Source organism: Brevundimonas albigilva, from assembly GCF_023503965.1.
Classification (GTDB): Bacteria; Pseudomonadota; Alphaproteobacteria; order Caulobacterales; family Caulobacteraceae; genus Brevundimonas; species Brevundimonas albigilva.
On record NZ_CP097298.1, the window covers coordinates 53,344 to 77,884 of the forward strand.

The window sequence follows — 24,541 nt, forward strand, 5'->3', positions numbered from 1 at the left end:
GATCCGCAACCCGTTGGAGGGACCATGTCGTCGCCGTCGGACCGCACGCGCCTGATCGCTTCCGCCACCCGACGGGGATTTGGCCGCCGCCCGGTCAACCCGCCGCTGGAGCGCGCCTCGACCATGCTCAGCGACCGCGCCGAGGCCATGCGCGACGACGCCGACGGGCCGGTCTATGGGTTGGACGGCATGACGGCCGCCCGCGAGTTGCGCGCCGCCCTGGCGGGGCTGGAGGGCGCCGAAGGGGCCTTCATCGTGCCCTCGGGGCTGGCCGCCGTGACCGTTCCCGTGCTGGCCCTGACCCGTCCGGGCGACGAGGTGGTGACCACCGACGCCGTCTATGGTCCCAGCCGTCGTTTTCTCAGCCGCTATCAGGCGGCGCGCGGGGTCACGACCCGGTTCCTGCCCGCGGACGCGGACGCCGAGACGATCCTGGCCGCCGCGGGCGATCGCACCCGGCTGGTTCTTCTGGAATCGCCCGCCTCTCTGACCTTCCAAATGGTCGACGTGGCCGCGGTGGCCGCCGGTTGCCGGGCGCGCGGCGTGATGACGGTGCTGGACAACACCTGGGCGGCGGGTTTGGCGTTCAAGCCCCTGGCGCACGGCGTGGACGTCAGCGTCCAGGCCCTGACCAAATACGTTGGAGGCCATTCGGACCTGCTGATGGGCGGGATCGCGGCCAACGACCCGCGCTGTCTGTCCGCCATCGCCAATGCGATCGAGGACATGGGCTGGCACGTTTCGCCCGACGACGCCTGGCTGGCGCTGCGCGGCCTTCGCACCCTGCCGCTCCGTTACGCCGAACAGGGGCGTTCGGGCCTGAAGATCGCCCGGTGGCTCCAGGCGCGGCCGGAGGTATCGCGCGTCCTCTATCCGCCCCTTCCCGGCTCGGTCGGCCACGACCTGTGGGCGCGCGACTTCGCCGGCGCCGCCTCGCTGATGGGCGTGGTGATGAAGGGCGGGAACGAAGCGGCGGGACGGCGGATGCTGGACGCCCTGACCCTGTTCGGCCTGGGCTACTCCTGGGGCGGATTCGAGAGCCTGGCCACGCACGAGACGCATCAGATGGCCTATCGCGACCATCCCCCCGCGCTGGAGGGCGAACTGATCCGGCTGCACGTCGGGCTGGAAGACCCGGACGACCTGATCGCCGACCTTGAGCGGGGCCTGGCCGCCTTCGCCGGCTGATCAGGCCGGCATGGCCCGGTCCAGGATCGCGGCGGCGTCCACCCGCGCGTCGAACGCGCCGTACGCCGCTCCGCGCGGCCGCAGCCTGAGGCGGCAGAAGGCCTCCGCCACCGGACTGTCCCAGTCCAGCAGCACCGCCGCCTGGCTGGCCAGGGCCAGCCGTTCGACCACCCACCGCGCCTCGGCCTCGTGCGTCGCCTGGAAGGTCAGCCCGTCCAGCCAGGCGTCGTAATCGGCGTCGCGGCCACGCCGGCCCTCCAGGAACCCCCGCAGGGCCTCGACCGCCTCGGGCTCGCGTCCCATCGCCCGCAGCACGTCCAAGGCGATGACGTTGCCGGACCCTTCCCATATGGCGTTCAGCGGCGATTGCCGGAACAGGCGCGGCATCGGCCCGGTCTCGACATAGCCGGCGCCGCCCAGGCTCTCCATCGCCTCATAGACCAAGCCCGGCGCCCGCTTGCAGACCCAGTATTTGGCGATGGGCGTCAGCAGCCGCGCCAGGGGGTCGTCCTGGTCGAAGGCCTGGGCCAGGCGCAGGCCCAGCGCCGTCGCCGCCTCGCTCTCCACCGCCAGGTCGGCCAGGACAGCGGCCATCATCGGCTGGTCGATCAGCCGCTTCTGGAAGGCCGATCGGTGCGCCGCATGCCACACGCCCTGCGCCAGCGCCCCGCGCATCTGCTGGGCCGAGCCCAGCACGCAGTCCAGCCGCGTGTGCTGGACCATGCGGATGATGGTGGCGACGCCGCGCCCTTCCGGCCCCAGCCGTTGCGCCAGGGCGCCGTGGTATTCCACCTCCGACGACGCATTGGACCGATCGCCCATCTTGTCCTTCAGCCGCATGACGCGAAAGCCCGCGTTGCGCCGCCCGTCCGGCGTCCAGCGCGGCAGCAGGAAACAGGTCAATCCGCCGGGCGCATAGGCCAGGGTCAGGAAGGCGTCGCACATCGGGGCCGAACAGAACCACTTGTGCCCCGTCAGGCTGTACCAGCCCGCCTCGCCCGTCGGCGCGGCGCGCGTGCTGTTGGCGCGCACGTCCGATCCGCCCTGTTTTTCGGTCATCGCCATGCCGATGGTGACCCCGGCCTTGTCCGCCGCCGGCCGCGTCGCCGGGTCATAGCGCCCCGCCAGGATGCGCGGCGTCCATTCGGCCGCGACATCGGGCTCCGCCTGCAGAGCCGGCGCCGCCGCATAGGTCATGGTCATCGGACAGGTCGTGCCCGAATCGGCCTGGGCCGTCAGGAAAAGGGTCGCCGCGTGCGCCACGTGGCCCGCAGGCGTTCCGTTCCACGCGACCGAGGCGAAACCGCTCTCCAGTCCCAGGGCCATCAACTGATGATAGGCTGGGTGGAAGCGCACCTCGTCGATCCGCTGGCCATAACGGTCGAACGTGTCCAGCATGGGCGCCTGTCGGTTCGCCTCCACGCCCCAGCCGATCACCTCGGCCGACCCGCATCGCGCGCCCAGCGCCGTCAGCCGATCCCGATGCATCCCGCCGCCCGCCTTGTCGACGGCTTCGGTCAGCGCCCGGTCGCCGATGAACAGGTTCACGTCCTCCAGCGGCGGCGGCTGGTTGGTGACGTCGTGCGTATCCAGATGCGCGATCGGGCGGAAGGCGGACATGGCGGCTCCACGAAAGGGGTCGCCAGACTAGGCGCAAACCCGCGCGCGACAAACCATGCCGGCCGATCCGCGCGACGCCCGGCGGACTGGCGCGCCCTGCAGGACTCGAACCTGCAACCGTCCGCTTAGAAGGCGGATGCTCTATCCGGTTGAGCTAAGGGCGCTGGTCGCCGCCCGCCGTCAGTGCGTCCAGGGCTGCTTGCGGCTGGTGGCGAAGTTGTCGGCGTAGGCCTTGATGATGACCGGCGGATCCTGCGGCTCGTGCAGTCGGAAGGGAATGCCATGCCGCTCGGCGTAGGCCACGGCCTCCTCCTGCGTGTCGAAGGTCAGGCGGACCTGGCCGTTCATGTCGGTCGAACTGGTCCAGCCCATCAGGGGGTCGAGGGTTCGCGCCGAGGCGGGCTCGAACTCCAGGCGCCAGTCGCGGCTCTTGGCCTTGCCGGACTGCATGGCGGTCTTGGCGGGGCGATAGATGCGGGCGAGCATGGCGGTGTCCTCGTGGTCGATGCGACGGCCTGAGCCGCCGCCATACCGCGCGCCAGACGGGGAATCCAGCGGCGTCCATTGGTCGGGGCGAGAGGATTCGAACCTCCGACCCTCTGGTCCCAAACCAGATGCGCTACCAGGCTGCGCTACACCCCGGACCGAATGGAGCGCCGTCTTGCCACTTCGCGCGCCGGTTCGCAATCAGGGTTTGAAGTAGGGATGGCGCACCTGGTCGCCCGGCTTGGCGCCGATCTCGTCCGCGCGTCCCGCGCGAAGTTCCAGCACCCCGTTCGCAACGCCGTTGGAGGGGATGGGCGCCTCGGACTCGGGCGTCGTATGCGGTGCGATCGACACGATCCGGCCAGAGGGGTCGATATACAGGATGTCCAGCGAACTCGGGGTGTTGCGCATCCAGAAGCTTTGTTCGCGCGCCGCCTCGCCGGGCCAGGTGAACAGCATTCCCCGATCGGGCTCCAGCGGCGGTCGGAACATCAGGCCTCGCTGGCGCTCCGGCTCCTCGTCGGCGATCTCGACCCAGAAGTCATGTTCGCCGGTGGCGGTGACGATGCTGAGCCGCTGCATCGGCTCGCCGTTCGGTCCCTGCGGCGCCGCCGAACCCGCGCAGGCCGTCAGGCCCGACATCCCCAGGGTCAGCGCCAGCAACCCCGCCGTCGTCACGCGTCGTGTCCAGCCCGGCATTCGCCCTCCTTCGGGAGAGCGGATCACTCTCCCGGTCTGATTTCCGCCACCACCAGGCCCTTGGGCCCGCTGGCGAACCGCACATGAACCGGCGAACCGGGAATCAAGTCGTCGAACCCGCACCGCCGCAGGGTCTCGATATGGACGAAGATGTCGGCCGTGTCGCCCTCGCGCACCACGAAGCCATAGCCCTTGGTGCGGTTGAACCACTTGACGATCGCGGGCTCCATGTCTTCGGCGTCGCCGTCGAAGACGGGCGCAGGCGCGGCGGTGGCGGGTTTGCGAGGCGACGCGACGGCGACGCCGCGCCCCAGGTCATGGATCTCGACGGCCTGCCAGCCCTTGGCCCGCTTGACGCAGTCGCAGGTGATGGGGGCGCCTTCCTCGGCCATGTCCCGGCCGCTGTCGCGCAGGCTGCTGACGTGCAGCAGGACGTCGCGCAGTTCGGTCAGCGCCGGGTCGTCCGGCACGATGAAGCCATAGCCCTTGGTCGGATCAAACCACTTCACGCGCCCCACGATCCGAACGGTCTGCGCCGCTTCCGTGGCATCGAAATCAGACAACTTCCCTACCCCCGTTCGCGCATCCCTCAATGCGAACAGGTTAAGCTTAACACCGTTCCATGAACGCCGGGGAGCGCAAATTCAGGTGAATCGTGCGGAAGGCTCAATCTTGGGGCGAATTTCGCCGCCCTGTCGCCGCCAAGCAACCATTGACGCGGTCGTCTTCGCCCGCGCGGTCGGAATTCTGACAGGTTCGGAACAGTTTCGGCGGCTGTGGAGCCCGGCCGAGGCGTCATCCCGCGTGGCAGTCCCTAGGGGAATCGAACCCCTCTTTTCAGGTTGAAAACCTGACGTCCTAACCGATAGACGAAGGGACCGCTGCGCGGGAGAGCCGGCGATATAGCCGCGCCCTTGGCGGGGTGCAAGCCTCGATTTCCGTATTTTTCCAGCGCCCGGAACGGTCGGCGTCAGGCCTGGACCATGCGGGGATCGGCCACGTCCTCGATCTCGAACTGCACGCCGCGGCGGCCGTTCCAGTCGTCGGCCTTCAGCCGTCCGACGACGTTCAGCCCGCCCTGTCCCGACAGCAGGGCCTGGCCGGCGGGCAGGTCGGCGCAACGCCAGGCGATCGCCCGGATCGAGGCTCCGTCGGGCCCGACCAGCCGGCAGCGGACATGGCCGCCGTTCATCTGGACCGGCTCGCGCGCCTGCACGCCGCTCAGGGCGAAGACGGGCTCGGGATTGGCGGGACCGAACGGGGCCAGTTGCTCGAACGCCTCGAACAGCGCGCGGGTCGCGCCCGCCGGATCGACCAGGGCGTCGACGTCCAGCCAGTCCTCGGCCGCCGCGACCAGCCGTTCGCCCGCCAGTCGCTGGTTCAGGAAGTCCGCCAGCTCGCCGATGCGGCCCGCCTCCACCGTCAGGCCGGCCGCCATGGCGTGCCCCCCGCCCGCCAGCAGCACGCCCGCCTCCCAGGCCGCCTGGACCGCCCGGCCGAGGTTCATTCCCGGCTGGGACCGGCCCGAACCCTTGCCGACGCCGTTCACCGGATCCAGCCCGATGACGACGACCGGCTTGCGCCAGCGTTCGCGCAGACGCCCGGCGACGACGCCCACCACGCCGGGATGCCAGTCCTCGCCGGCCACGACCACGACGGCGGACTCGTCGGCGTGGGCGCCGGTCGCCTCGGCGCGGCGGATGGCGGCCTCGATCACCGCCCGCTCGACCTCTCGGCGCGACAGGTTCAGCGCGTCCAGTTCGGCCGCCAAGGTCGCCGCCTCGCCCGGATCGTCGGTCGACAGCAGTCGCGCGCCAAGGTCGGAGCGGCCGATGCGGCCGCCGGCGTTGATGCGCGGGCCCAGGATGAAGCCGCAGTGCATGGTCTTGGCCGGGCCCGGCTCGGCCCCCGCGGCGGCCAGCAGCGCCTTCAGCCCGGGATTGCGCCATGCGCTCATCACCCCCAGCCCCAGGCCCGTCAGCGCCCGGTTAAAGCCTGTCAGGCCCGTCACGTCGCAGACGGCGCCCAGGGCGGCCAGGTCCAGCCATTGGCGGATGTCCGGCTCGGGACGCTCGGCGAACAGGCCGCGTCCCCGCGCCTCGCGGTTCAGCGCGGCCAGCAAGACCAGCACCACGCCGGCGGCCGCCAGATTGCCCTGGCCGGAGGCGCAGCCGGGCCGGTTCGGATTGACCACGGCCAGGGCGCGCGGCGGCTCGCTGCGCATCAGGTGGTGATCGATCACCACGACGTTCAGGCCGATGGCGGCGGCATGGGCCAGGGACTCGTTCGCCGCCGCCCCGCAGTCCACCGTGACGACCAGGTCGGCGCCGGCCGCCTTCAGCGTGTCGAAAGCCCGCGCGCTGGGACCATACCCCTCGGTCAGCCGATCTGGCACATAGATGGGCAGGTCCGCGCCCATCGCGCGGAACCACCGCACCAGCAGGGCCGCGCTGGCCGCCCCGTCCACGTCGTAGTCGGCGAAGACATGGACGGCCTTGCCCGCCTGAAGCGCGTCGACGATGGCCGTCGCGGCGGCGTCCATGTCCATGAAGCTGGACGGATCGGGAAACAGCGCGCGCAGCGTGGGCCGCAGGAAGTCCCCCGCCTGTTCCGGTCCAACCCCGCGAGAGGCCAGGGCCCGCGCCAGGGGCTCGTCCAGGCCGTGGGCCTGCATGTGCGCGCGCTTCGTCGCCGCCTCGGCCGGCCGCAGGCGCCAGGCCCGTCCGGACAGAGAGCGGGACACGCCCAGGAATGCGCTCACGCCCTTGATGCCGCCATCGTCCGCCATCAGCGCAATATTCGGGGATTCTGCGTCCCCGGCGACCGATTCATCGCGTCGGGCGGCGGTCGATCGGCGGCGGCGCCTTGGCGCGCTCGCGCAAATCCTGGGCCAGGGCCTCGATCTCGGCGGCGGTGCGCGCCGAGTCGGGCGAGACCGGCACGTCGCCGACCTGGGCGCGCGTTTCGGCCGCTAGCGTTTCGGCGTCGCCCAGCGTCCAGTCGATCCGGGCCGTCTCCTCGGCCAGGGCGCCGCCCTGGGATTCCAGCCCCCGGACATTGGCCGCCACCTGGGTCGGCTCGGGCAGGCCCGTGGGCGCGGGCGGGAAGTCCTCCCACCGCGGATAGCGGCGGTTGGCGTCGACCAGCGCCTGGATCCGGGGCGCCAGCGGCGAGGCCGTCTCGGTCCGGGCCGCGAACCGGTCGGCGCAGCCGCCCAGAACGCCGCCGACGGCGAGCGCCAGCAGGGCGGCGGCGAAAGGTCTCGTCTTTTTGGCGTAGGGCGCGTTCATTTCGGTGTCGGTCTTATGCCATCATCGGCCGGCGCGGAAGGGCGGGACCGCCCGTTCGCCATTCGCCGTCGTCGAGGATCACCATGGCCAAGCCCCCTGAGCCGCCCGCCGACCCCGCCAAGCCCGCGGCGCGCAAGCCTGGCCGGCCGACGTCGCCCAAGCCGCCCCGGCCGGTGCGCGCGAAGAAGGCGTCCGCGTCCGCGCCGACCGCCGCGCCGCCGCAAGACGCGCCGACGCCACGCGCCCCAGCCCCCGATCAGGCGCAACTGATCGAAACGTTGTCGGCGAACCTGGCCAAGGCGGCCATGACGGCTCAGGGCGCCCTTGCCGAGGCGGCCCTGGCCCAGGCCGCCAGAACCCAGGAGCCGGGGTCGGCCGCCCTGTCGCCGGATCCCTTCAACGTCGCGCCCGCCCTGACCTCGGTGATGACCAGCCTGGCGTCGCGTCCGGAAAAGCTGTTTCAGGCCCAGGCCGACCTGTTCGGCCGCTACATGGATCTGTGGGCTTCCAGCGCGCGCCAGGCGGCGGGCGAAGCGCCCGATCCCGCGCCGGCGGACAAGCGGTTCAAGGACCCGGCCTGGTCAGAAAATCCGATGTTTGACCTGATGCGGCGGTCCTATCTGCTGACGTCCGACTGGATGAACGGCCTGATCGCGGGGGTCGAGGACGTCGATCCCGCCGTCAAGCGGCGCGCCCAGTTCTTCACCCGCCTGCTGACCGACGCCTTCTCGCCGTCCAACTTCCTGGCCTCCAACCCCGTGGCGCTGAAAGCCCTGGCGGAGACCAGCGGCGAATCCCTGGTCAAGGGAATGCAGAACTTCGCCGCCGACATGGAGCGCGGCGCCGGCTCGCTGCGCATCAGCCAGGCCGACTATGGCAAGTTCGTCGTCGGCGAGAACGTCGCCACCGCCCCCGGCCAGGTGGTCTGGCGCGACGAGCTGTTCGAGCTGATCCAGTACGCCCCGGCCAGCGAGACGCAGCACCAGATTCCGCTGCTGATCTTTCCGCCCTGGATCAACAAATTCTACATCATGGACCTTCAGCCGGCGAACTCGCTGATCCGCTGGCTGTCGGCGCAGGGGTTCACGGTCTTCGTCTGTTCCTGGGTCAATCCGGACCGGGACAAGGCCGAGTACGGCTTCGATGACTATCTGGAGAAGGGCGTCTATCGCGCGGTCGAAAAGACGCTGGAACAGACCGGGACGGATCGCCTGAACGCGGTCGGCTACTGCATCGGCGGCACCTTGCTGGGCGCGGCCCTGGCGCACATGGCCGCGCGAGGCGACACGCGCGTCGCCGCCGCCACCTTCTTCGCCGCCCAGCACGACTTCGCCGAGGCCGGGGACCTGCTGCTGTTCACCGACGAACACTGGCTGGCCGAGATCGAACGCCAGATGGACGCCGCCGGCGGCGTCCTGCCCGGCGCCGCCATGGCCGACACCTTCAACGCCCTGCGCGCCAACGACCTGATCTGGTCCTTCTTCGTCAGCAACTATCTGATGGGCAAGGATCCGCCCGCCTTCGACCTGCTGTTCTGGAACGCCGACCAGACGCGGATGCCCAAGGCGCTGCACATGGCCTATCTGCGCCGGATGTACGGCGAGAACGCCCTGGCCGAGGGCCGTTTCCAGATCGGCGGCGAAACCGTCGATCTGTCGCGCGTGACCATTCCCCTCTATTTCCAGGCCAGCCGCGAGGATCACATCGCGCCGATGAACTCCGTCTATCGCTCGGCGCGGCTGTTCGGCGGCGATGTCGTCTTCACCCTGGCGGGCTCGGGCCATATCGCCGGCGTCATCAATCCGCCGTCGGCGCGAAAGTACAAACACTGGACCAACGACGCCCTGCCCGCGACGCTGGCCGAATGGCAGGCCGGCGCGGTCGAGCATCCCGGCAGTTGGTGGGAGCACTGGGCCGCATGGCTGCGCCCGCTGTCCGGCCCCGACATCCCCGCCCGCGATCCGTCCAAGGGCCCGCTGAAGCCGATCGAACCGGCGCCCGGCGCCTATGTGAAAGTGAAGTCTTGAACCGTCTCGAACCCAACATCCTGCTGGCCGTCTCGACGGGCGTGGCCCTGATCCTGCTGGTGCTGACAGCCAGCGCCTTCGGCGAGTCGGGAAACACGATCAAATATGTCGTCTCGGCCGTCGTCTGCTCGGCCATCGTTGCGGGGCTGAATTCCTGGATGGCGCGGCGCATGGGCCAGACCGAGCTTCATCCGATGATCCGCACCGAGGCGCCGACCAGCGCCGTCCTGGCGGGCCTGTTTCCCCTGGCGGTGATCTTCGCCGCGGCCGCGCCGGTCTTCTTCCCCGGCCACGACTACGGCCTTCTGGTCATCATCGCCGCCGTCTGGTTCGGCGTGTCGGTCGATTCCGCCCTGCGCGCGCGCCGTCGGGGTTGAGGCGCGAACGCTTCCTTAAGCCGAGGGTGGAACCTTTCCGTCGTGGCCGCCGATCGTTTTCAGTCCGCAGGGATCGTCCAGGGGGAACCGCCGCTGTGGGAACGGCTGGCGGCCGGCTTCGTCGTCTTCATGCTGACCGGCGCCCTGATCGCCCCGGTGCTAGCCCCCGACCAGGGCGAGACGCCGATTCTGCGGCTGATCTGGATTCCGGTCTATGCGGTCACCGCCGGCCTGGTCGCCTTCCGCTTCGACAAGGTGATCCGCGCCTGGCCGGCCTGGTTGATGCTGTTCGGCCTGATCGCCCTGGCCTATGTCTCGAAATACTGGTCGATCGACCCGGCGGTGACGCAACGCCGGGTCATCGCCATGGCCATCAACAGCGCCTTCGCCGTCTATGTCGGCTGCGTCTTCCGGGGCGTGGCCCTGCCGCGAATGCTGATGTGGACTTGCCTGGTCATGGCCGTGGGCAGCCTGATCATGGTCTTCGCCTTCCCCCGCATCGGGGTTCACCAGTACGACAACGCCGGCCTGTGGCGGGGCCTGTGGTACGAGAAGAACCAGATGGGCCTGGTGATGGTCGTCGGCGCCATCTCGGCCGCCGCGACCCTGGCGGCGGACCAGATCGCCGGCGTCGCGCGGCGGCCCTGGGCCCCGGTGCTGGCCTTCGCGCTCTGCACCCTGCTGGTGCTGGCAACCCAGTCCAAGACGTCCCTGCTGTGCTGGATGCTGGGCGTCGGCCTGGTCGGGGGCTGGTGGGTCCTGCGCCAGGGCGGCGCCGCGATCACCATCGCGGCCGTCTGGCTGGGCGTGGTCGTCTCGGCCTTGGGCGCCTGGATATGGAACTCCGATTCAGCAGTGATCCTGGCGCTTCTGGGCAAGGATCCGTCCCTGACCGGGCGCACCCTGATCTGGGAGGCCCTGATGCGCAAGGTCGCCGAACGGCCCTGGACGGGCTACGGCTTCAGCGCCTTCTGGGGCGAGGATTCCATTCCGGCGCTGGAAATCCGCCTGGAGACCCAGTGGCCGGTGCCTTCGGCCCACAACGGCTGGATCGACCTGCTGGTCCAACTGGGCTGGCCCGGCGCCTTCGCGGTCGGCGGCGTGATGGCGCTCTCGGCCGTGTTGATCATCGCACGCCTGGGCGGGATGGGCGCGCGCGAAGGCTATTGGAGCCTGGCCTATCTGGCCGTCTTCACCGCCCTGAGCCTGTCCGAGAGCGTGCTGATGACCCACGCCAACCTGCCCTGGGTGTTGATGCTGGCCATCCTGTCGCGGGCGGTGACCTTCGAGCCGGCCCCGGTCCGGGCGCCGCTTGCCCCGCGCGCCGTGCGGGCCTACCAGAACCGGCCCCGAATCGCTCCAGACTATGTGAATGGCCCAGCCCGCCGACGACCTGTTCGCCTTTGATCCCCAGCCCGAGCCCGCAAGGCCCGAGCCGCCCCATCCTGTTGCTGTCGCGCCCGCCGCCGTCACGCCGCCAGAGGCGCCCCCGGCCCCGACGCCCGCGCCGCATCCCGCCCCCACCGCGGGCGCGCCCGGCGCCTACTCCGCTTCGTCCATCGAGGTGCTGGAGGGGCTTGAACCGGTCCGCAAGCGGCCGGGCATGTATATCGGCGGCACCGACGAACGCGCCCTGCACCATCTGTTCGCCGAAGTGCTGGACAATGCGATGGACGAGGCGGTGGCCCGCCACGCCAAGCTGATCACCGTCGACCTGGACGCCGAGGGCTATCTGTCCGTCCGCGACGACGGCCGCGGCATCCCGGTCGATCCGCACCCCAAGCATCCAGGCAAGTCGGCGCTGGAAGTGGTCATGACCGTGCTCCACTCGGGCGGCAAGTTCTCGGGCAAGGCCTACGAGACCTCGGGCGGTCTGCACGGCGTCGGCGTCTCGGTCGTCAACGCCCTGAGCGAGCATCTGGACGTCACCGTCTGGCGCGACGGCTTCGAATGGAAGCAGTCCTTCAGCCGCGGCCACGTCCTGGCCCCGATCCAGCAGGTCCAGCCGTCGAAGAAGCGCGGCACCCTGATCCGCTTCAAGCCGGACGACCAGATCTTCGGCGTCGGCGCGGCCTTCAAGCCAGCGCGCCTGTTCCGCATGGCGCGCTCCAAGGCCTATCTGTTCCGCGGCGTCGAAATCAAATGGACCTGCGCGCCCGAGCGGATCACCGACGCGACCCCGGCCCAGGCGACGCTGCACTTCCCCGGCGGCCTGGCCGACGCCCTGTCCGATCGCATCGGCGAGATGGAGACCGTCACCCCCGTCTTCGCCGGCCGCGCCGAGCGCCAGGGCGAGGCGGGCGCCTTCGAATGGGCCGTGACGTGGTCGCCCGCCGGCTTCGGTGAGGCGGACGGCTTCATCCAGTCCTATTGCAACACCGTCTCCACACCCGACGGCGGCACGCACGAGGCCGGCTTCCGCGCCGCCCTGGTCAAGGGGCTGAAGGCTTACGGCGAGCTGGTCAACGAGAAGCGCGCGGGCGTCATCACGGCCGAGGACGTCATCGCCAACGCCGGCGCTCTGATCAGCGTCTTCATCCGCAATCCCGAATTCCAGGGCCAGACCAAGGACCGCCTGTCCTCGCCCGAGGGCGCGCGCCTGGTCGAGCAGCTGCTCCGCGATCCGCTGGACCACTGGCTGACCGAAAGCCCGAAACAGGCCAACACCCTGCTCGGCTTCGTCATCGACAGGGCCGAGGAACGCCTGCGCCGGCGCAAGGACAAGGAGGTCCAGCGCGCCGCCGCCACCCGCAAGCTGCGTCTGCCCGGCAAGCTGTCGGACTGTTCCCGCCAGGCGGCCGAGGGCACCGAGCTGTTCATCGTCGAGGGCGATTCGGCCGGCGGCTCGGCCAAGCAGGCGCGCGACCGCACGACCCAGGCCATCCTGCCCCTGCGCGGCAAGATCCTGAACGTCGCCTCGGCCACCGCCGACAAGCTGCGCGCCAACGCCGAACTGTCGGACTTGACCCTGGCCCTGGGCGTCCAGCCCGGCGCCCGCTTCAACATCGACGACCTGCGCTACGAGCGGATCGTCATCATGACCGACGCCGACGTGGACGGGGCGCACATCGCGGCGCTTCTGATCACCTTCTTCTATCGCGTCATGCCCGAGACCATTCGCCAGGGCCGGGTCTTCATGGCCCTGCCGCCGCTGTACCGGATTTCGGCCGGTCCCTTGAGCGAATACGCCCGCGACGACGTCCACCGCGACGAGCTGCTGGCGACCGTCTTCAAGGGCAAGAAGACCGAGATCGGCCGCTTCAAGGGCCTGGGCGAGATGATGGCCTCCCAGCTGAAGGAGACCACCATGGACCCCAGGAAGCGCACCCTGGCCAAGATCACCGTGCCGGACGCCGAAGCCAGCATCGAGGACCTGGTCGAACGCCTGATGGGCAAGCGGGCCGAGGCGCGCTTCCAGTTCATCCAGGAGAATGCGCAGTTCGCGAAGGAAGATCTGGACGTCTGAGACCGCGCGGGGGCCTTCCAACGCGCGGCGACGCCTGACACAAGGGGGCATGACCGTGACCGCCTCCTCCCCCGCCGTTCTCGACGAACTGAAGGCCGCGCTGGGTCCGGGCGGCTGGACCCAGGACCCGGAGGTCATCGCGCCCGCCCTGACCGAGTGGCGCAACCGCTGGACCGGGAACACCCCGCTGCTGCTGACGCCGCGGTCGACCGAGGAGGTCGCCAGGGCCGTGACGATCTGCGCCCGCGAAGGCGTGGCGATCACGCCCCAGGGCGGCGGCACCGGCCTGGTCGGGGGACAGATTCCGTTCGGCGAAGTGCTGCTGTCGATGAGGAAGATGCGCGCCGTCCGCGACGTCACGCCGCTGGACGACGCCATGACGGTCGAGGCCGGCCTGACCCTGCTGGAGGCGCAGCAGGCGGCGACGGCGGCGGGCCGCTATTTTCCGCTCAGCCTGGCCGCCGAGGGCTCGGCCACCATCGGCGGCGTCATCTCCACCAACGCCGGCGGCACCCAGGTGCTGCGCTACGGTATGATGCGGGACCTGGTGCTGGGGATCGAGGCGGTCTTGCCGAACGGCCAGGTCTTCAATGGCCTGAAGCGGCTCAGGAAGGACAACACCGGCTATGACCTGAAGCAGCTGCTGATCGGCGCCGAGGGCACGTTGGGCGTCGTCACGGCCGCCACGCTGAAGCTGTTTCCGATCATGCGGTCGCGCGCGGTCGCGGTCGTCGGGCTGGAGACGGCCGCCGCCTCGGTCGAACTGCTGGCCCGCGCCAAGGCCGAGACCGGCGGCGGGGTCGAGGCCTTCGAGCTGATGAAGCGCCTGGGCATGGCGCTGGTGCTCAAGAACATCCCCGACACCCGCGAACCGCTGGACTCGACCCCCGACTGGTACGTCCTGATCGAGATCGCCTCGGGCACGCCCGGCGGCGCCGAGGCCCAGATGCAGGCCCTGCTGGAGGTCGCCTTCGAGGAAGGCCTGATCACGGACGCCGCCATCGCCCAGAACGACGCCCAACGCGCCGAATTCTGGCGGCTGCGCGAGGAGCATTCGGCCGCCCTGAAGCCCGAGGGCGGCGGCTGGAAGCACGACGTCTCGGTGCCGATCAGCCGCATCGCCGACTTCATCGACGAGGCCTCGGCCGCCGTCGAACGCTTCCATCCCGGCGCCCGCATCTCGGTCTTCGGCCACGTCGGCGACGGCAATCTGCACTACGACATCCTGCCGGGCGTCGGTCAGGACATCCCCGCCTTTATCGGCCGCTGGAAGGAAGGCTCCCAGGTCGTCCACGACGTGGTGGCCCGTTACGACGGTTCGATCTCGGCCGAACACGGCCTGGGCCGGCTGAAGTCCGAGGAGGTCAAGCGCTACAAGTCGCCGGTCGAGATCGAGACCATGGCCGCCCTTCGCCGCGCCCTCGATCCCCGGCGGATCATGAACCCGGCCGTGCTGTTCTGAACGCGGCGTGCGCCGAAGGCGCGGCCCCATGCCCGGTTCAAATCGTCAACGAAGCGGCCTATGTCGGCGCCTTGGTTCCAGGAGGCTGGCTCTTGCTTATCGTTCTGTCCCCCGCCAAGCGGCTCGACTTCACCCAGGCCGACCCGGCCCTGCCCGCGTCGGAGCGCCGTTTTCGCGAGGACACCGCCAGCCTGTCCAAGACCGCGCGACGCCAGACGCGCGCGGACCTGCGCCGCCTGATGGGCATTTCCGACGACCTGGCCAAGCTGAACGCAGAGCGTTTCAAGGCCTTCGATCCGGAATCGACCGACGGCGTCCAGGCCGCCTTCGCCTTCGCCGGCGACGTCTATGAGGGATTGAAGGCGCGCGAACTGGCGCCCGACGCCCTGGCGTTCGCCCAGGCGCACGTCCGCATCCTGTCGGGCTTTTATGGCCTGCTGCGTCCGCTGGATCGCATCCAGCCCTATCGGCTGGAGATGGGCACGCGGCTGAAGACCCGGCGCGGCTCCAGTCTGTATGACTTCTGGGGCGACCGGCTGTCGCAACAACTGAACGCCGACGCCCAGGGCCAGGCCGATCCGACCCTGGTGAACCTGGCCAGCCAGGAATATTTCGGCGCGATCGACGCCAAGGCGCTGAAGCTTCCGGTCGTCACGCCGCAGTTCCGCGAGGAGAAGGACGGCGAAAGCCGCATCATCTCCTTCTTCGCCAAGAAGGCGCGCGGCGCCATGACCCGCTTCGCCATCGACGAGCGGCTGGAACGCGCCGAGGACCTGAAGGCTTTCGACCGGGACGGCTATCGATTCGACAAGGCCGCCTCGTCCGACGTCGAATGGATATTCATCAGGTCGGGAAATTCTTGATCGCCCGGCCGTCCTGCCGCTAGTCTCGCCGCAAAGAACCAGAGGGCGGATTCATGTTCAAATGGCCTAAGGCGTCAAAGGGCGGAAACGTCGCGCATGGGCAGGCCCCGGACTTCCGCGACATCGGCGATCTGCGGGGACAGGTCGCGGTCGTCACCGGCTCGACCTCCGGCATCGGCCTGGCCCTGGCGCGGGCGGTCGCGGCGCGCGGCGGCGACGTGGTGCTGAACGGCCTGGGCGACCCGGCCGAGATCGAACGCACCCGCGCGGCGCTGGAGGCGGGATCCAAGGGCCGCGTGCGCTATCATCCGGCCAACATGATGCGCGGCGAGGAGATCGCCGACATGGTCGCCTTCGCCCGGCACGAGCTCGGCCGGCTGGACATCCTGGTCAACAACGCCGGCGTCCAGCACGTCGAGGCCGTCGAAAAGTTTCCCGCCGACAAGTGGGAGCAGATCATCGCCATAAACCTGTCGTCGGCCTTCTATGCGACGAAGGCGGCCATCCCGATCATGAAGGCCCAGGGGCGCGGCCGGATCGTCAACATCGCCTCGGCCCACGGCCTGGTCGCCAGCCCGTTCAAGTCCGCCTATGTCGCGGCCAAGCACGGCGTGATCGGCCTGACCAAGACCACCGCGCTGGAGCTGGCGCGCGACAACATCACCTGCAACGCCATCTGCCCAGGCTTCGTCGAGACGCCGATCGTGGAAAAACAGATCGCCGACCAGGCGCGCACGCGCGGCATATCCAAGGAGCAGGTCCTGACCGACGTGATCCTGGCCGCCCAGCCGACCAAGCGCTTCGTCACGACCGACGAACTGACCGGCCTGTTCCTCTATCTGGTCAGCGACCTGGGCGCCTCGGCCAACGGCGCCAGTTTCTCCATCGACGGCGGCTGGACCGCGCAATAGCCCTCGGCCAGGGCGGCGCAGAAGGAGGCGGTATGGCGATCTTCAAGCGCAGGGCCGCCGATCCCGCCGCCGCCGCCCCCGCCCTGCCGTCGGGCCGACAGCCGATCAGCCTGGCGCTCCAGGGCGGCGGGGCGCACGGCGCCTTCCAGTGGGGCGTGCTCGACCGGCTTTTGGAGGATGATCGCCTCGACATCCGGGCCGTGTCGGGCGTCTCGGCCGGAGCCATGAACGGCGCCGCCCTGATCACAGGCCTGGCCAGCGGAGCCGACGCGGGCCGCGCCGCGCTGGACCGGCTGTGGCGCGAGGTGAACCAGTCGGGCGGCCGCAACGTCTTCGGCGACAGCGCCATCTGGAACGCGGCCCAGCCGCCCGACTGGATCAAGGACACGCCCTTCTGGCGGGCCGGCGAGACGCTGGCCCTGTCGATGAGCCCCTATGAATTCAATCCGCTGAACCACAATCCCCTGAAACGGGTGCTGAAGGCCGCGGTCGATTTCGAGGTCGTGCGCGCCTCGCCGGTGCGCCTATTCGTCGCCGCCACCGCCGTCCGCCAGGCCAAGGCGCGGCTGTTCGCCTCCGAGGAAATGTCCACCGAGGTGCTGATGGCTTCCGCCTGCCTGCCCCACCTGTTCCAGGCGGTCGAGATCGACGGGGAGCCCTATTGGGACGGCGGCTATTTGACCAACCCGCCGCTGTGGCCCCTGACCGGGGCCGACACGCCCGACGACGTGCTGCTGGTGACGCTGAATCCGATGGTGCGCGACGAGACGCCAAAGGGCGCGGGCGACATCGTCGACCGGCTGAACGAGATCGTCTTCAACGCGCCGCTGGTCGCCGAACTGCGCGCCATCGCCATGGCCGAGGAGCTGATGGCCCAGGGCCATCTGAAGGCCGGCCCGTATCGCAACGTCCGCCTTCACGCCATCGAGGCCGACGGCTGGCTCAGCGACCTGTCGCTGCGGTCCAAGTTCAACACCGAATGGACCTTCCTGAACGAGCTGAAGGCGCGGGGCCGCGCCGCCGCCGACGACTGGCTGAACAGCTGTCTTCCCGTCGTCGGCGCTCGGGCCAGCGTCGATCTGCAGGCGCGGTTCGGCTAACCGATGTGGCCGGCGGCGCGCCGCAGCCGGTCGTTGATCGCCTCGCCCAGGCCGTCGCGGGGAATGGGGGCCACGGCGATGCCCGCCGGGCGGGTGCGATCGGCGTCCCGCAACAGGCGAAACAGATTGGCCGCCGCCTCGCGCAGGTCGCCGGTCGGGCTCAGGCTCCAGCGCGGGTCGCCCACGCCCGGCCCGAACCCCAGCAGGATTTCGCCGTCGCGGGCGCCCCCGACCTCGATCCGCACCGGGGCGTCGGGGGCGTAATGCAAGGTCAGCCGGCCGGGCGAGCGATGCCCCTCCCCGCTGTCGTCCAGCGGCCCGGCCAGGGCCTCCACCTCGGCGCGGGTGACGGCGCCGGGCCGCAGCAGGGCGACGCGGCCGTCCAGAACCGAGACGACCGTGCTTTCCAGCCCGACCGCGCAGGGTCCGCCGTCCACGGCCGCCGCGGCGGCGAAACCGGTCTCCTCCACCGCGTCCTGGAATGTGGTCGGGCTGGGCCGTCCCGAACGGTTGGCCGAGGGGGCCACGACCGGACCGCCGAAGGCCGACAGGACGGCGCGCGCCTTGGCGTGGCCCGGTACGCGCAGGGCGACGCTGTCCAGGCCCGCCCGCGCCAGGTCGCAGACCCGGCGCGCGTCCCTGACCGGCGTCACCAGGGTCAACGGGCCGGGCCAGAAGGCGTCGGCCAGCCGACGCGCCCGCGCGTCGAACACGCCGACGGCCTCGGCGGCGGCGGCGTCCGCGACATGGGCGATCAGCGGGTTGAAGCGCGGCCTTCCCTTGGCCTCGAAGATCGCCGCCACGGCCCGGGGGTCGGAAGCGTCGGCCCCCAGCCCATAGACGGTTTCGGTCGGCAGCAGGATCAGCGCGCCCCGCTTCAGGGCCTCGGCGGCCTGTTCCGGCGTCTCGCTCATGGCCGTCGCGGGATCAGCGGGATCATCCGGTGCAGCACATTGTCGCGATCGACGAACTGATGCTTCAGGGCGCCAAGGACATGCAGGGCGATCAGCACATAGAGGCCCTTCACCACCAGCCCGTGAACCTCCATGAACCCGCGCGCCGCCTGCCGACCGCCCGACACCGGCAGCAGCGGCCAGTCGAACAGGCCGAACCAGACGATGTCGCGCCCGGCGGCGGATGAGGCCAGCCAGCCGGTTAGAGGCATGACGATCAGCGCGGCGTAGAACAACACATGGGTGACCCGGGCGAACGCCTTCTGCCAACGCGGCACGGCGGACGGCAGGGGGATGGCGGGATTGGCCAGCCGCCAGCCGATTCGCGCCAGCGTCAGGACCAGGATCGTCAGGCCCACCGACTTGTGCAGATTCATCAGTTCCCGCGAGATCGGCCCCTCGGTCGCCTCGTGCGCCGTCACCAGCAGGATCTGAGCCAGCACCGCGGCCGCGATCCCCCAGTGCAGGATCAGCGAGACGGTGGAATAGCGGTTCCGGGGTTCGGCCATGACTTCCCTTCCGTGGCGGCAGGGCGCCAGTGTGCCCCGACTGCACCAGACCCGCCAAGCGCCTTGCGACAACCGGCGACGAGAGGCACCTAGTGCGGGACAGATCCAGAGGAATCCATGACCTATCGCGCCCCCGTCCGTGACCTGGCCTTCACCCTGCAAGCGGTCGCCGACATGCCGCAACTGGAGGCGACCGGCGCCTATCCCGACTACGACGCCGAGGTGGCGGGCGCGGTTCTGGAGGCGGCGGGCCAGTTTTCCGAGGAGGTTCTGGCGCCGCTGAACCGCATCGGCGACCAGAAGGGCGCGACCTACGCCAACGGCGCCGTCACCGCCGCCCCCGGCTTCGCCGACGCCTATCGCCAGTTCGCCGCCGGCGGCTGGACCGGACTGGCCGCGCCGGCCCATGCGGGCGGACAGGGCCTGCCCAAGGCGCTGGAACTGGCCGCCTTCGAGACCGTCCACGCCGCCAACATGGCCTTCGGCCTGTGCCCCATGCTGTCCCAGGCCGCCATCGAGGCGCTGGAGCAGGTCGGGACCGAGGCGCAGAAGGCGAAGTACCTCGGCAAGCTGGTCAGCGGGGAATGGACCGGCGCCATGGTGCTGACCGAGCCGGGCGCGGGCTCGGACCTGGGCGCTCTGACCGCCACCGCCACCCCGAACGGCGACGGGACCTATGCGCTGAACGGCCAGAAGATCTTCATCACCTGGGGCGACCACGACGCGGTCGACAACATCCTGCATCTGGTGCTGGCGCGCCTGCCCGACGCCCCGGCCGGCCCCAAGGGCATCAGCCTGTTCCTGGCGCCCAAGTTCGAGGTCGCCGACGACGGCGCGCTGGGCGACCGCAACAGCTTCCGTCCGGTGGGCGTCGAGCACAAGCTGGGCATCCACGCCTCGCCCACCTGCGTCATGGCCTACGAAGGCGCGCGCGCCGAACTGGTCGGCCAGCCGAACCAGGGCCTGGCGCACATGTTCGTCATGATGAACGCCGCCCGCCTGGCCGTCGGCGTGGAAGGCGTCGGCATCGCCGAGCGCGCCTATCAGCAGGCCCTGGCCTATGCGCTGGACCGCCGCCAGGGGCGCTCGGTCTGGACCGGGGAAGCCGGCGCGCCGATCTTCGATCATCCCGACGTGCGCCGGATGCTGGCCGTAATGAAGGCCAAGATCACGGCCGCGCGCGGCATCTGCCTGTCCACCGCCGTCGCCGCCGACATGGCCCGCGTCGCGGCCGACGCCGAGGACCGCAAGCGCTGGAAGGCGCGCGAGGACCTGCTGACGCCGATCGCCAAGGCCTGGTCCACCGACGTCGGCTGCGAGGTCGCCTCCCTGGGCGTTCAGGTCCACGGCGGCATGGGCTTCATCGAGGAGACGGGCGCGGCCCAGCACTATCGCGACGCCCGCATCGCGCCGATCTACGAGGGCACCAACGGCATCCAGGCGATGGACTTGGTCGGCCGCAAGCTGTCGATGGACGGCGGCGAGGCGGCGCGCGCCGTCATCGCGGAGATGAAGGACACCCTGGCCCAGTTGCCGCGCCTGTACGCCGGCAAGCCGGTCGAGCGGTTCGCCGCCGCCATCGAGGCGGTGGAGGACGCCACCCTGTGGCTGCTGGACCGCAAGGCCGACCCCGACGCCGTCGCCGACGTCCTGGCCGCCGCCGACGCCTATCTGAAGCTGATGGGCGACGTCATCGGCGGCTGGATGGTCGCCAAGGGCGCCCTGGCGGCCAAGGCGCGGCTGGACGCCGGCGACGGCGATCCCGCCTGGCTGCAGGGCAAGCTGGACCTGTATGAGATCTACGCGGCCAATGTTCTGGGGCACGTCTCCAGCCGGCTGGCCGCCGTCGGTCAGGGCGGCGAGGTGCTGCAACGGATGTCGGTGGACGCCCTGGCCGGCTGATCAGGGCTCCGGGCGGGGCGGCGCGTCCAGCAGGGCCACGGCCTCGCGGATGTAGGCGGCGTGAGCCACCACGCCCAGCCCCAGCCGTTCCTGGCCCACCACGACCTCCTGGACCAGGATGCCTGCGACATACGGGTGATCGGGCGCGTCGACCCCGGCGGCGCGGCGCGCGGTCGGCGTCCAGAACACCGGCCCGCCCGAGTTTCCCGGAAAGACCGCGAAGTCCAGAAGGAAGGTGGGAAACGCCGCGATCGGCGTCAGCGGCCACGACGCGATCCGCCCGGCCCGCAGGATCGGAAAGCCGGCGCGATTGGCGGACAGGCCGCGCGGATAGCCCAGCGACAGCAGTTCGTCGCCGGCGCCGACCCGGGCCTCCTCGAACGTGTCCTCATCGGCCAGCCAGGCAAGCGGTATGGCGGCGCGCGCGAACATGCGCGGCGCCACGACCTCCATCACGGCGATGTCCTGGGTCGGATGGGTGGTCCACAGGGGCGTGTCTTCGGGGCCCCTGACCTGGAGCGGCTGGGGCGCGAACCGCCAGTCGCCCTCCAGCGCCTGCACGCGCCAGCCGATCCGCACCTCGCTCGCGGGCATCCGGTCCAGCACGTGGCCGGCGGTGACCAGCACCGTCCGGGGCGACCCGTCCGTCCGGGGCGCGTCCAGCAGGAAACCGGTGCCGACCGTCCTGACCCCCTCGCCGGACGGCTGGTCGATCTGCACGGTGGCGTTGATCAGGGCGACCGACAGGTCCCAACCGGCAAGGGCGGTCGGGTCAGGGCTCGGATCGTGGAACAGCGGCTCGAACATGATGGGCGTTTCTTCATTTGACGCCGAGGGCCGCCCGCGCACAAGGTCCGCGACCAAATCAGGGGGAGCCTCATGAACCGCCGTCAACTGATCGCCTCGACCGCCGCCGCAGCCGCGGTCGCGGGCCTTCCCCGCGCCGCCCTCAGCCAATCGTCCGGAGCCTCGATGCCTCAGCCGCCCGTCGCCAAGAAAATCCCCGTCGTCATCGAGCAGCTGGGCCGCACCCGCACCGACGACTACCAGTGGATGAAGGACGACAATTGGCAGGCGGTCCTACGCGACCCCACCCTGATCAAGGCCGAGGTCAAGGAGCATCTGACCGCCGAGAACGCCTATCGCGAGGCCATGATGGCCTCCACCCTGCCGCTGCAGGAGACGATGTTCGCCGAGATGCGGGGCCGCATCAAGGAGGACGACTCCTCCGTGCCGTCGGGCGACGGCCCCTGGCTCTATTACGTCGAGTACCGGACCGGCGACCAGCATCCCCGCTACATGCGCGTCGAACGCCAGGGCGCGTGGATGGCGGATGGCCGACCGGTGACCAAGAATTTCGTGGCGGCGCCCACGCCCCAGCTTCTGCTCGACGCCAACGAGCTGGCCGAGGGCAAGGCCTATTCGGAAGTCTCGGCCGCGTCTCACAGCCCCGACCACGCCCTGTTCGCCTACGCCGAGGACGCGCAGGGGTCCGAGGTCCACAAGATCTACGTCAAGGACCTGGCGACGGGCGAGGTGCTGCCCGCCGTGATCGAGAGCGCGACGGGCGACTTCGCCTTCTCGCCCGACAGCCAGTGGATCTTCTGGACCAACCGCGACGACAACGGCCGCCCGGACAAGATCTTCCGCCGCCCGGCGCGCGGCGGCGAGACCACACTGGTCTATGAGGAAGCCGACGACGGCATGTTCATCGGCGTGGGCCGCACGGCCGACGACAAGTTCATCGTCATCGGCATCCAGAACCAGGAAACCAGCGAGGCGCGCTACATCCCTGCGGCGACGCCGACAGCCGAGCCCGTGATCCTGGAGCCCCGCGTCGTCGCCACCCGCTACGACGTCGACCACTGGGACGACCGCTGGGTGATCCGCACCAACGCCGACGACGCCATCGACTTCAAGATCGTCGAGGCGCCGACCGAGGCGCCGGGCAAGGCGAACTGGAAGGATCTGGTGCCCCATACGCCGGGCCGCTTCATCGAGGGGCTGGACCTGACAAAGGGCCATCTGGCCCGTCAGGAGCGGGCCGACGCCAACACTCGCATCATCATCCGCGACCGCGCCGGCGCCGAGCACGAAATCGCCGTGGACGAGCCCGCCTTCGCCCTGTCGCTGGCCGGGGCGTCGGAGTTCGACACCACGATCACCCGCTACGCCTACAACTCGCCGTCCACGCCGACCCAGACCTTCGACTACGACATGGCCAGCCGCGAGCGGACCCTGCGCAAGACGCAGGAGGTGCCCAGTGGTCATGACCCGGCCGACTATGTGGTCGAGCGGCTGAACGCCCCGGCCGCGGACGGCGAACTGGTCCCCGTGACGGTGCTGCGCCGAAAGTCCACGCCGGTCGACGGATCCGCGCCGCTGCTGCTCTATGGCTACGGCTCCTACGGCATTCCGATGCCGGCCAGCTTTTCGACCAACCGCCTGTCGCTGGTGGACCGGGGCTGGATCTACGCCATCGCCCACATCCGGGGCGGCTCCGACAAGGGCTGGGGCTGGTTCCTGGCGGCGCGGCGGATGACCAAGAAGAACACCTTCACCGACTTCATCGCCGCCGCTGAACACCTGATCGGGCGGAAGTATGCGACGGCCGGCGCCATCGTCGCCCAGGGCGGGTCGGCCGGCGGCATGCTGATGGGCGCGGTAAACAACATGCGCCCCGACCTGTGGGCCGGCGTGATCGGCCAGGTGCCCTTCGTCGACGTGATCAACACCATGAGCGACACCTCCCTGCCGCTCACCCCGCCCGAATGGCCCGAATGGGGCAATCCGATCGAGGACGCCGAGGCCTACGACTACATGATGAGCTACAGCCCCTATGACCAGGTGAAGCCGCAGGCCTATCCGGCGGTGCTGGCCACCGGCGGCCTGTCCGATCCGCGCGTCACCTACTGGGAGCCCGAGAAGTGGGTCGCCAAGCTGCGTCCGGCGACCACCTCGGGCAAGCCGGTGCTGCTTAAGATCAACATGGAGGCCGGCCATGGCGGCGCGGCCGGGCGGTTCGACTATCTGAAGGAGGTCGCCCACGACTACGCCTTCGCCGTCTGGGCCGTCGACAAGGGCTGGGAGCAGGCTTGAGCGACCCTGTCGTGCGTGAACTGACGGCGGGCGATCTGCCCGCCGTCACCGCCATCTACGCCGAGAGCGTGGCCAACGGCCGGGGCACGTTCGAACTGGAGCCGCCCGACGAGGCCGAGATGGCGCGGCGCCTGGCCGCCGTGGCCGCGTTCGGCCTGCCGCCCCTGGTCGCGGAACTGGACGGCGTGGTGGTCGGCTATGCCTACGCCGGACCGTTCAGGGCGCGGCAGGCCTATCGCTACATGGTCGAGGATTCGATCTATGTGGCGCCCGAGGCGCGGGGGCGCGGCGTGGCCGGACGGCTGCTCGATGCGCTGATCGACAGCTGCGAACGGATGGGGCTGAGGCAGATGGTCGCCGTCATCGGCGATTCCGAGAACCTGGGCTCCATCGCCCTGCACCGCTCGCGCGGCTTCGCCGAAGCGGGACTGTTCCGCGCGGCGGGCTGGAAGCATGACGACTGGCGCGACGTCGTCTTCATGCAGCGCGCGTTGGGCCGGGGCGAGCGGACCGCGCCGGACGCGCCCGGCCTGCCCCTGATCGACAAATCCGCGTCCTAAGCGTCATTGCGGCGCCGAGGCGCGCGGCC

Annotated in this window: 21 protein-coding genes and 3 tRNA genes; 12 read left to right on the forward strand and 12 right to left on the reverse strand. The window is 70.2% G+C overall.

Annotated features, from left to right (window positions below):
• Positions 1-24: 24 nt before the first annotated feature.
• The gene (gene metC / locus MU852_RS00285; protein ID WP_249750579.1) at positions 25-1,188 is read left to right on the forward strand and encodes a cystathionine beta-lyase; all 1,164 of its coding nucleotides are present in this window, start codon (positions 25-27) and stop codon (positions 1,186-1,188) included.
• Here the strand turns inward: metC and MU852_RS00290 are convergent, their stop codons facing one another.
• The 9 genes from MU852_RS00290 to MU852_RS00330 all read right to left on the reverse strand — a co-directional run bounded on the left by MU852_RS00290 (position 1,189) and on the right by MU852_RS00330 (position 7,283).
• Positions 1,189-2,808, reverse strand: coding sequence for an acyl-CoA dehydrogenase family protein (locus tag MU852_RS00290; protein WP_249750580.1), 1,620 nt, complete (start codon positions 2,806-2,808; stop codon positions 1,189-1,191).
• A gap of 87 nt (positions 2,809-2,895) precedes the next feature.
• A tRNA-Arg gene (locus MU852_RS00295) sits at positions 2,896-2,972 on the reverse strand.
• 16 nt (positions 2,973-2,988) lie between these two features.
• The gene (locus MU852_RS00300; protein ID WP_249750581.1) at positions 2,989-3,294 is read right to left on the reverse strand and encodes an ETC complex I subunit; all 306 of its coding nucleotides are present in this window, start codon (positions 3,292-3,294) and stop codon (positions 2,989-2,991) included.
• Between the two features lie 79 nt (positions 3,295-3,373).
• Positions 3,374-3,450, reverse strand: a tRNA-Pro gene (locus MU852_RS00305).
• Between the two features lie 45 nt (positions 3,451-3,495).
• Positions 3,496-3,993 carry a DUF192 domain-containing protein gene (locus tag MU852_RS00310; protein WP_249750582.1) on the reverse strand — a complete coding sequence of 166 codons (498 nt, stop codon included), beginning with the start codon at positions 3,991-3,993 and terminating at the stop codon, positions 3,496-3,498.
• A 23-nt stretch (positions 3,994-4,016) separates the two neighbouring features.
• Positions 4,017-4,556 (reverse strand): cold-shock protein, encoded by a 540-nt coding sequence (locus MU852_RS00315; protein ID WP_249750583.1) that lies wholly within the window; start codon positions 4,554-4,556, stop codon positions 4,017-4,019.
• Positions 4,557-4,798: 242 nt separating this feature from the next.
• Positions 4,799-4,873 (reverse strand) — tRNA-Glu (locus MU852_RS00320).
• A gap of 90 nt (positions 4,874-4,963) precedes the next feature.
• Positions 4,964-6,781, reverse strand: coding sequence for a single-stranded-DNA-specific exonuclease RecJ (gene recJ / locus MU852_RS00325; RefSeq protein WP_249750584.1), 1,818 nt, complete (start codon positions 6,779-6,781; stop codon positions 4,964-4,966).
• A 40-nt stretch (positions 6,782-6,821) separates the two neighbouring features.
• Positions 6,822-7,283: a hypothetical protein gene (locus MU852_RS00330; RefSeq protein WP_249750585.1), complete on the reverse strand. Its 462-nt coding sequence runs from the start codon at positions 7,281-7,283 to the stop codon at positions 6,822-6,824.
• Between the two features lie 83 nt (positions 7,284-7,366).
• On the opposite strand from MU852_RS00330, the gene phaC reads away from it, so the two are divergent.
• From phaC to MU852_RS00370, 8 genes are all read left to right on the forward strand, one after another.
• Entirely contained in the window at positions 7,367-9,310 is a 1,944-nt protein-coding gene (phaC, locus tag MU852_RS00335; protein WP_249750586.1) for a class I poly(R)-hydroxyalkanoic acid synthase, read from the forward strand.
• On the forward strand, positions 9,307-9,687 hold the full coding sequence (locus tag MU852_RS00340) for a hypothetical protein (protein ID WP_249750587.1): 381 nt from the start codon (positions 9,307-9,309) through the stop codon (positions 9,685-9,687). The genes phaC and MU852_RS00340 overlap by 4 nt, the downstream gene beginning before the upstream one ends.
• Before the next feature lie 42 nt (positions 9,688-9,729).
• Positions 9,730-11,094 (forward strand): O-antigen ligase family protein, encoded by a 1,365-nt coding sequence (locus tag MU852_RS00345; protein ID WP_249750588.1) that lies wholly within the window; start codon positions 9,730-9,732, stop codon positions 11,092-11,094.
• Positions 11,060-13,153, forward strand: coding sequence for a DNA topoisomerase IV subunit B (locus MU852_RS00350; protein ID WP_249750589.1), 2,094 nt, complete (start codon positions 11,060-11,062; stop codon positions 13,151-13,153). The genes MU852_RS00345 and MU852_RS00350 overlap by 35 nt, the downstream gene beginning before the upstream one ends.
• 49 nt (positions 13,154-13,202) lie before the next feature.
• Positions 13,203-14,615: an FAD-binding oxidoreductase gene (locus MU852_RS00355; protein ID WP_430641170.1), complete on the forward strand. Its 1,413-nt coding sequence runs from the start codon at positions 13,203-13,205 to the stop codon at positions 14,613-14,615.
• A 92-nt stretch (positions 14,616-14,707) separates the two neighbouring features.
• Positions 14,708-15,478 carry a peroxide stress protein YaaA gene (yaaA, locus tag MU852_RS00360; protein WP_249750590.1) on the forward strand — a complete coding sequence of 257 codons (771 nt, stop codon included), beginning with the start codon at positions 14,708-14,710 and terminating at the stop codon, positions 15,476-15,478.
• 53 nt (positions 15,479-15,531) lie between these two features.
• Positions 15,532-16,389: a 3-hydroxybutyrate dehydrogenase gene (locus tag MU852_RS00365; RefSeq protein WP_249750591.1), complete on the forward strand. Its 858-nt coding sequence runs from the start codon at positions 15,532-15,534 to the stop codon at positions 16,387-16,389.
• Between the two features lie 32 nt (positions 16,390-16,421).
• Positions 16,422-17,489, forward strand: a complete 1,068-nt coding sequence (locus tag MU852_RS00370; RefSeq protein ID WP_249750592.1) for a patatin-like phospholipase family protein — start codon at positions 16,422-16,424, stop codon at positions 17,487-17,489.
• On the opposite strand, the gene MU852_RS00375 is transcribed toward MU852_RS00370, so the two are convergent.
• Together MU852_RS00375 and MU852_RS00380 are read right to left on the reverse strand one after the other, a co-directional pair.
• Positions 17,486-18,403 (reverse strand): L-threonylcarbamoyladenylate synthase, encoded by a 918-nt coding sequence (locus MU852_RS00375; protein WP_249750593.1) that lies wholly within the window; start codon positions 18,401-18,403, stop codon positions 17,486-17,488. The genes MU852_RS00370 and MU852_RS00375 overlap by 4 nt on opposite strands.
• Positions 18,400-18,951 (reverse strand): cytochrome b, encoded by a 552-nt coding sequence (locus MU852_RS00380; RefSeq protein WP_249750594.1) that lies wholly within the window; start codon positions 18,949-18,951, stop codon positions 18,400-18,402. Before MU852_RS00380 ends, MU852_RS00375 begins: the two co-directional genes overlap by 4 nt.
• Positions 18,952-19,068: 117 nt before the next feature.
• Here MU852_RS00380 and MU852_RS00385 point away from each other — a divergent pair, with 117 nt between their 5' ends.
• Entirely contained in the window at positions 19,069-20,853 is a 1,785-nt protein-coding gene (locus MU852_RS00385) for an acyl-CoA dehydrogenase (protein ID WP_249750595.1), read from the forward strand.
• Here the strand turns inward: MU852_RS00385 and MU852_RS00390 are convergent, their stop codons facing one another.
• Positions 20,854-21,660: a S1 family peptidase gene (locus MU852_RS00390; RefSeq protein WP_249750596.1), complete on the reverse strand. Its 807-nt coding sequence runs from the start codon at positions 21,658-21,660 to the stop codon at positions 20,854-20,856.
• A 72-nt stretch (positions 21,661-21,732) separates the two neighbouring features.
• Here MU852_RS00390 and MU852_RS00395 point away from each other — a divergent pair, with 72 nt between their 5' ends.
• Together MU852_RS00395 and MU852_RS00400 are read left to right on the forward strand one after the other, a co-directional pair.
• Positions 21,733-23,952 (forward strand): S9 family peptidase, encoded by a 2,220-nt coding sequence (locus MU852_RS00395; protein WP_249750597.1) that lies wholly within the window; start codon positions 21,733-21,735, stop codon positions 23,950-23,952.
• Positions 23,949-24,512 carry a GNAT family N-acetyltransferase gene (locus MU852_RS00400; RefSeq protein ID WP_249750598.1) on the forward strand — a complete coding sequence of 188 codons (564 nt, stop codon included), beginning with the start codon at positions 23,949-23,951 and terminating at the stop codon, positions 24,510-24,512. Before MU852_RS00395 ends, MU852_RS00400 begins: the two co-directional genes overlap by 4 nt.
• Positions 24,513-24,541: the final 29 nt, after the last annotated feature.

What these genes read in the sequence shown, in the direction of transcription:
- MU852_RS00290 (WP_249750580.1), bottom strand. Translation starts at nt 2,808, where the DNA reads ATGTCCGCCTTCCGCCCGATCGCGCATCTGGATACGCACGACGTCACC.
- phaC (WP_249750586.1), top strand. Translation starts at nt 7,367, where the DNA reads ATGGCCAAGCCCCCTGAGCCGCCCGCCGACCCCGCCAAGCCCGCGGCG.
- recJ (WP_249750584.1), bottom strand. Translation starts at nt 6,781, where the DNA reads ATGGCGGACGATGGCGGCATCAAGGGCGTGAGCGCATTCCTGGGCGTG.
- MU852_RS00395 (WP_249750597.1), top strand. Translation starts at nt 21,733, where the DNA reads ATGAACCGCCGTCAACTGATCGCCTCGACCGCCGCCGCAGCCGCGGTC.
- MU852_RS00380 (WP_249750594.1), bottom strand. Translation starts at nt 18,951, where the DNA reads ATGGCCGAACCCCGGAACCGCTATTCCACCGTCTCGCTGATCCTGCAC.
- MU852_RS00310 (WP_249750582.1), bottom strand. Translation starts at nt 3,993, where the DNA reads ATGCCGGGCTGGACACGACGCGTGACGACGGCGGGGTTGCTGGCGCTG.
- MU852_RS00390 (WP_249750596.1), bottom strand. Translation starts at nt 21,660, where the DNA reads ATGTTCGAGCCGCTGTTCCACGATCCGAGCCCTGACCCGACCGCCCTT.
- MU852_RS00300 (WP_249750581.1), bottom strand. Translation starts at nt 3,294, where the DNA reads ATGCTCGCCCGCATCTATCGCCCCGCCAAGACCGCCATGCAGTCCGGC.
- MU852_RS00355 (WP_430641170.1), top strand. Translation starts at nt 13,203, where the DNA reads ATGACCGTGACCGCCTCCTCCCCCGCCGTTCTCGACGAACTGAAGGCC.
- MU852_RS00350 (WP_249750589.1), top strand. Translation starts at nt 11,060, where the DNA reads ATGGCCCAGCCCGCCGACGACCTGTTCGCCTTTGATCCCCAGCCCGAG.
- MU852_RS00375 (WP_249750593.1), bottom strand. Translation starts at nt 18,403, where the DNA reads ATGAGCGAGACGCCGGAACAGGCCGCCGAGGCCCTGAAGCGGGGCGCG.
- metC (WP_249750579.1), top strand. Translation starts at nt 25, where the DNA reads ATGTCGTCGCCGTCGGACCGCACGCGCCTGATCGCTTCCGCCACCCGA.
- MU852_RS00370 (WP_249750592.1), top strand. Translation starts at nt 16,422, where the DNA reads ATGGCGATCTTCAAGCGCAGGGCCGCCGATCCCGCCGCCGCCGCCCCC.
- MU852_RS00365 (WP_249750591.1), top strand. Translation starts at nt 15,532, where the DNA reads ATGTTCAAATGGCCTAAGGCGTCAAAGGGCGGAAACGTCGCGCATGGG.
- MU852_RS00385 (WP_249750595.1), top strand. Translation starts at nt 19,069, where the DNA reads ATGACCTATCGCGCCCCCGTCCGTGACCTGGCCTTCACCCTGCAAGCG.
- MU852_RS00330 (WP_249750585.1), bottom strand. Translation starts at nt 7,283, where the DNA reads ATGAACGCGCCCTACGCCAAAAAGACGAGACCTTTCGCCGCCGCCCTG.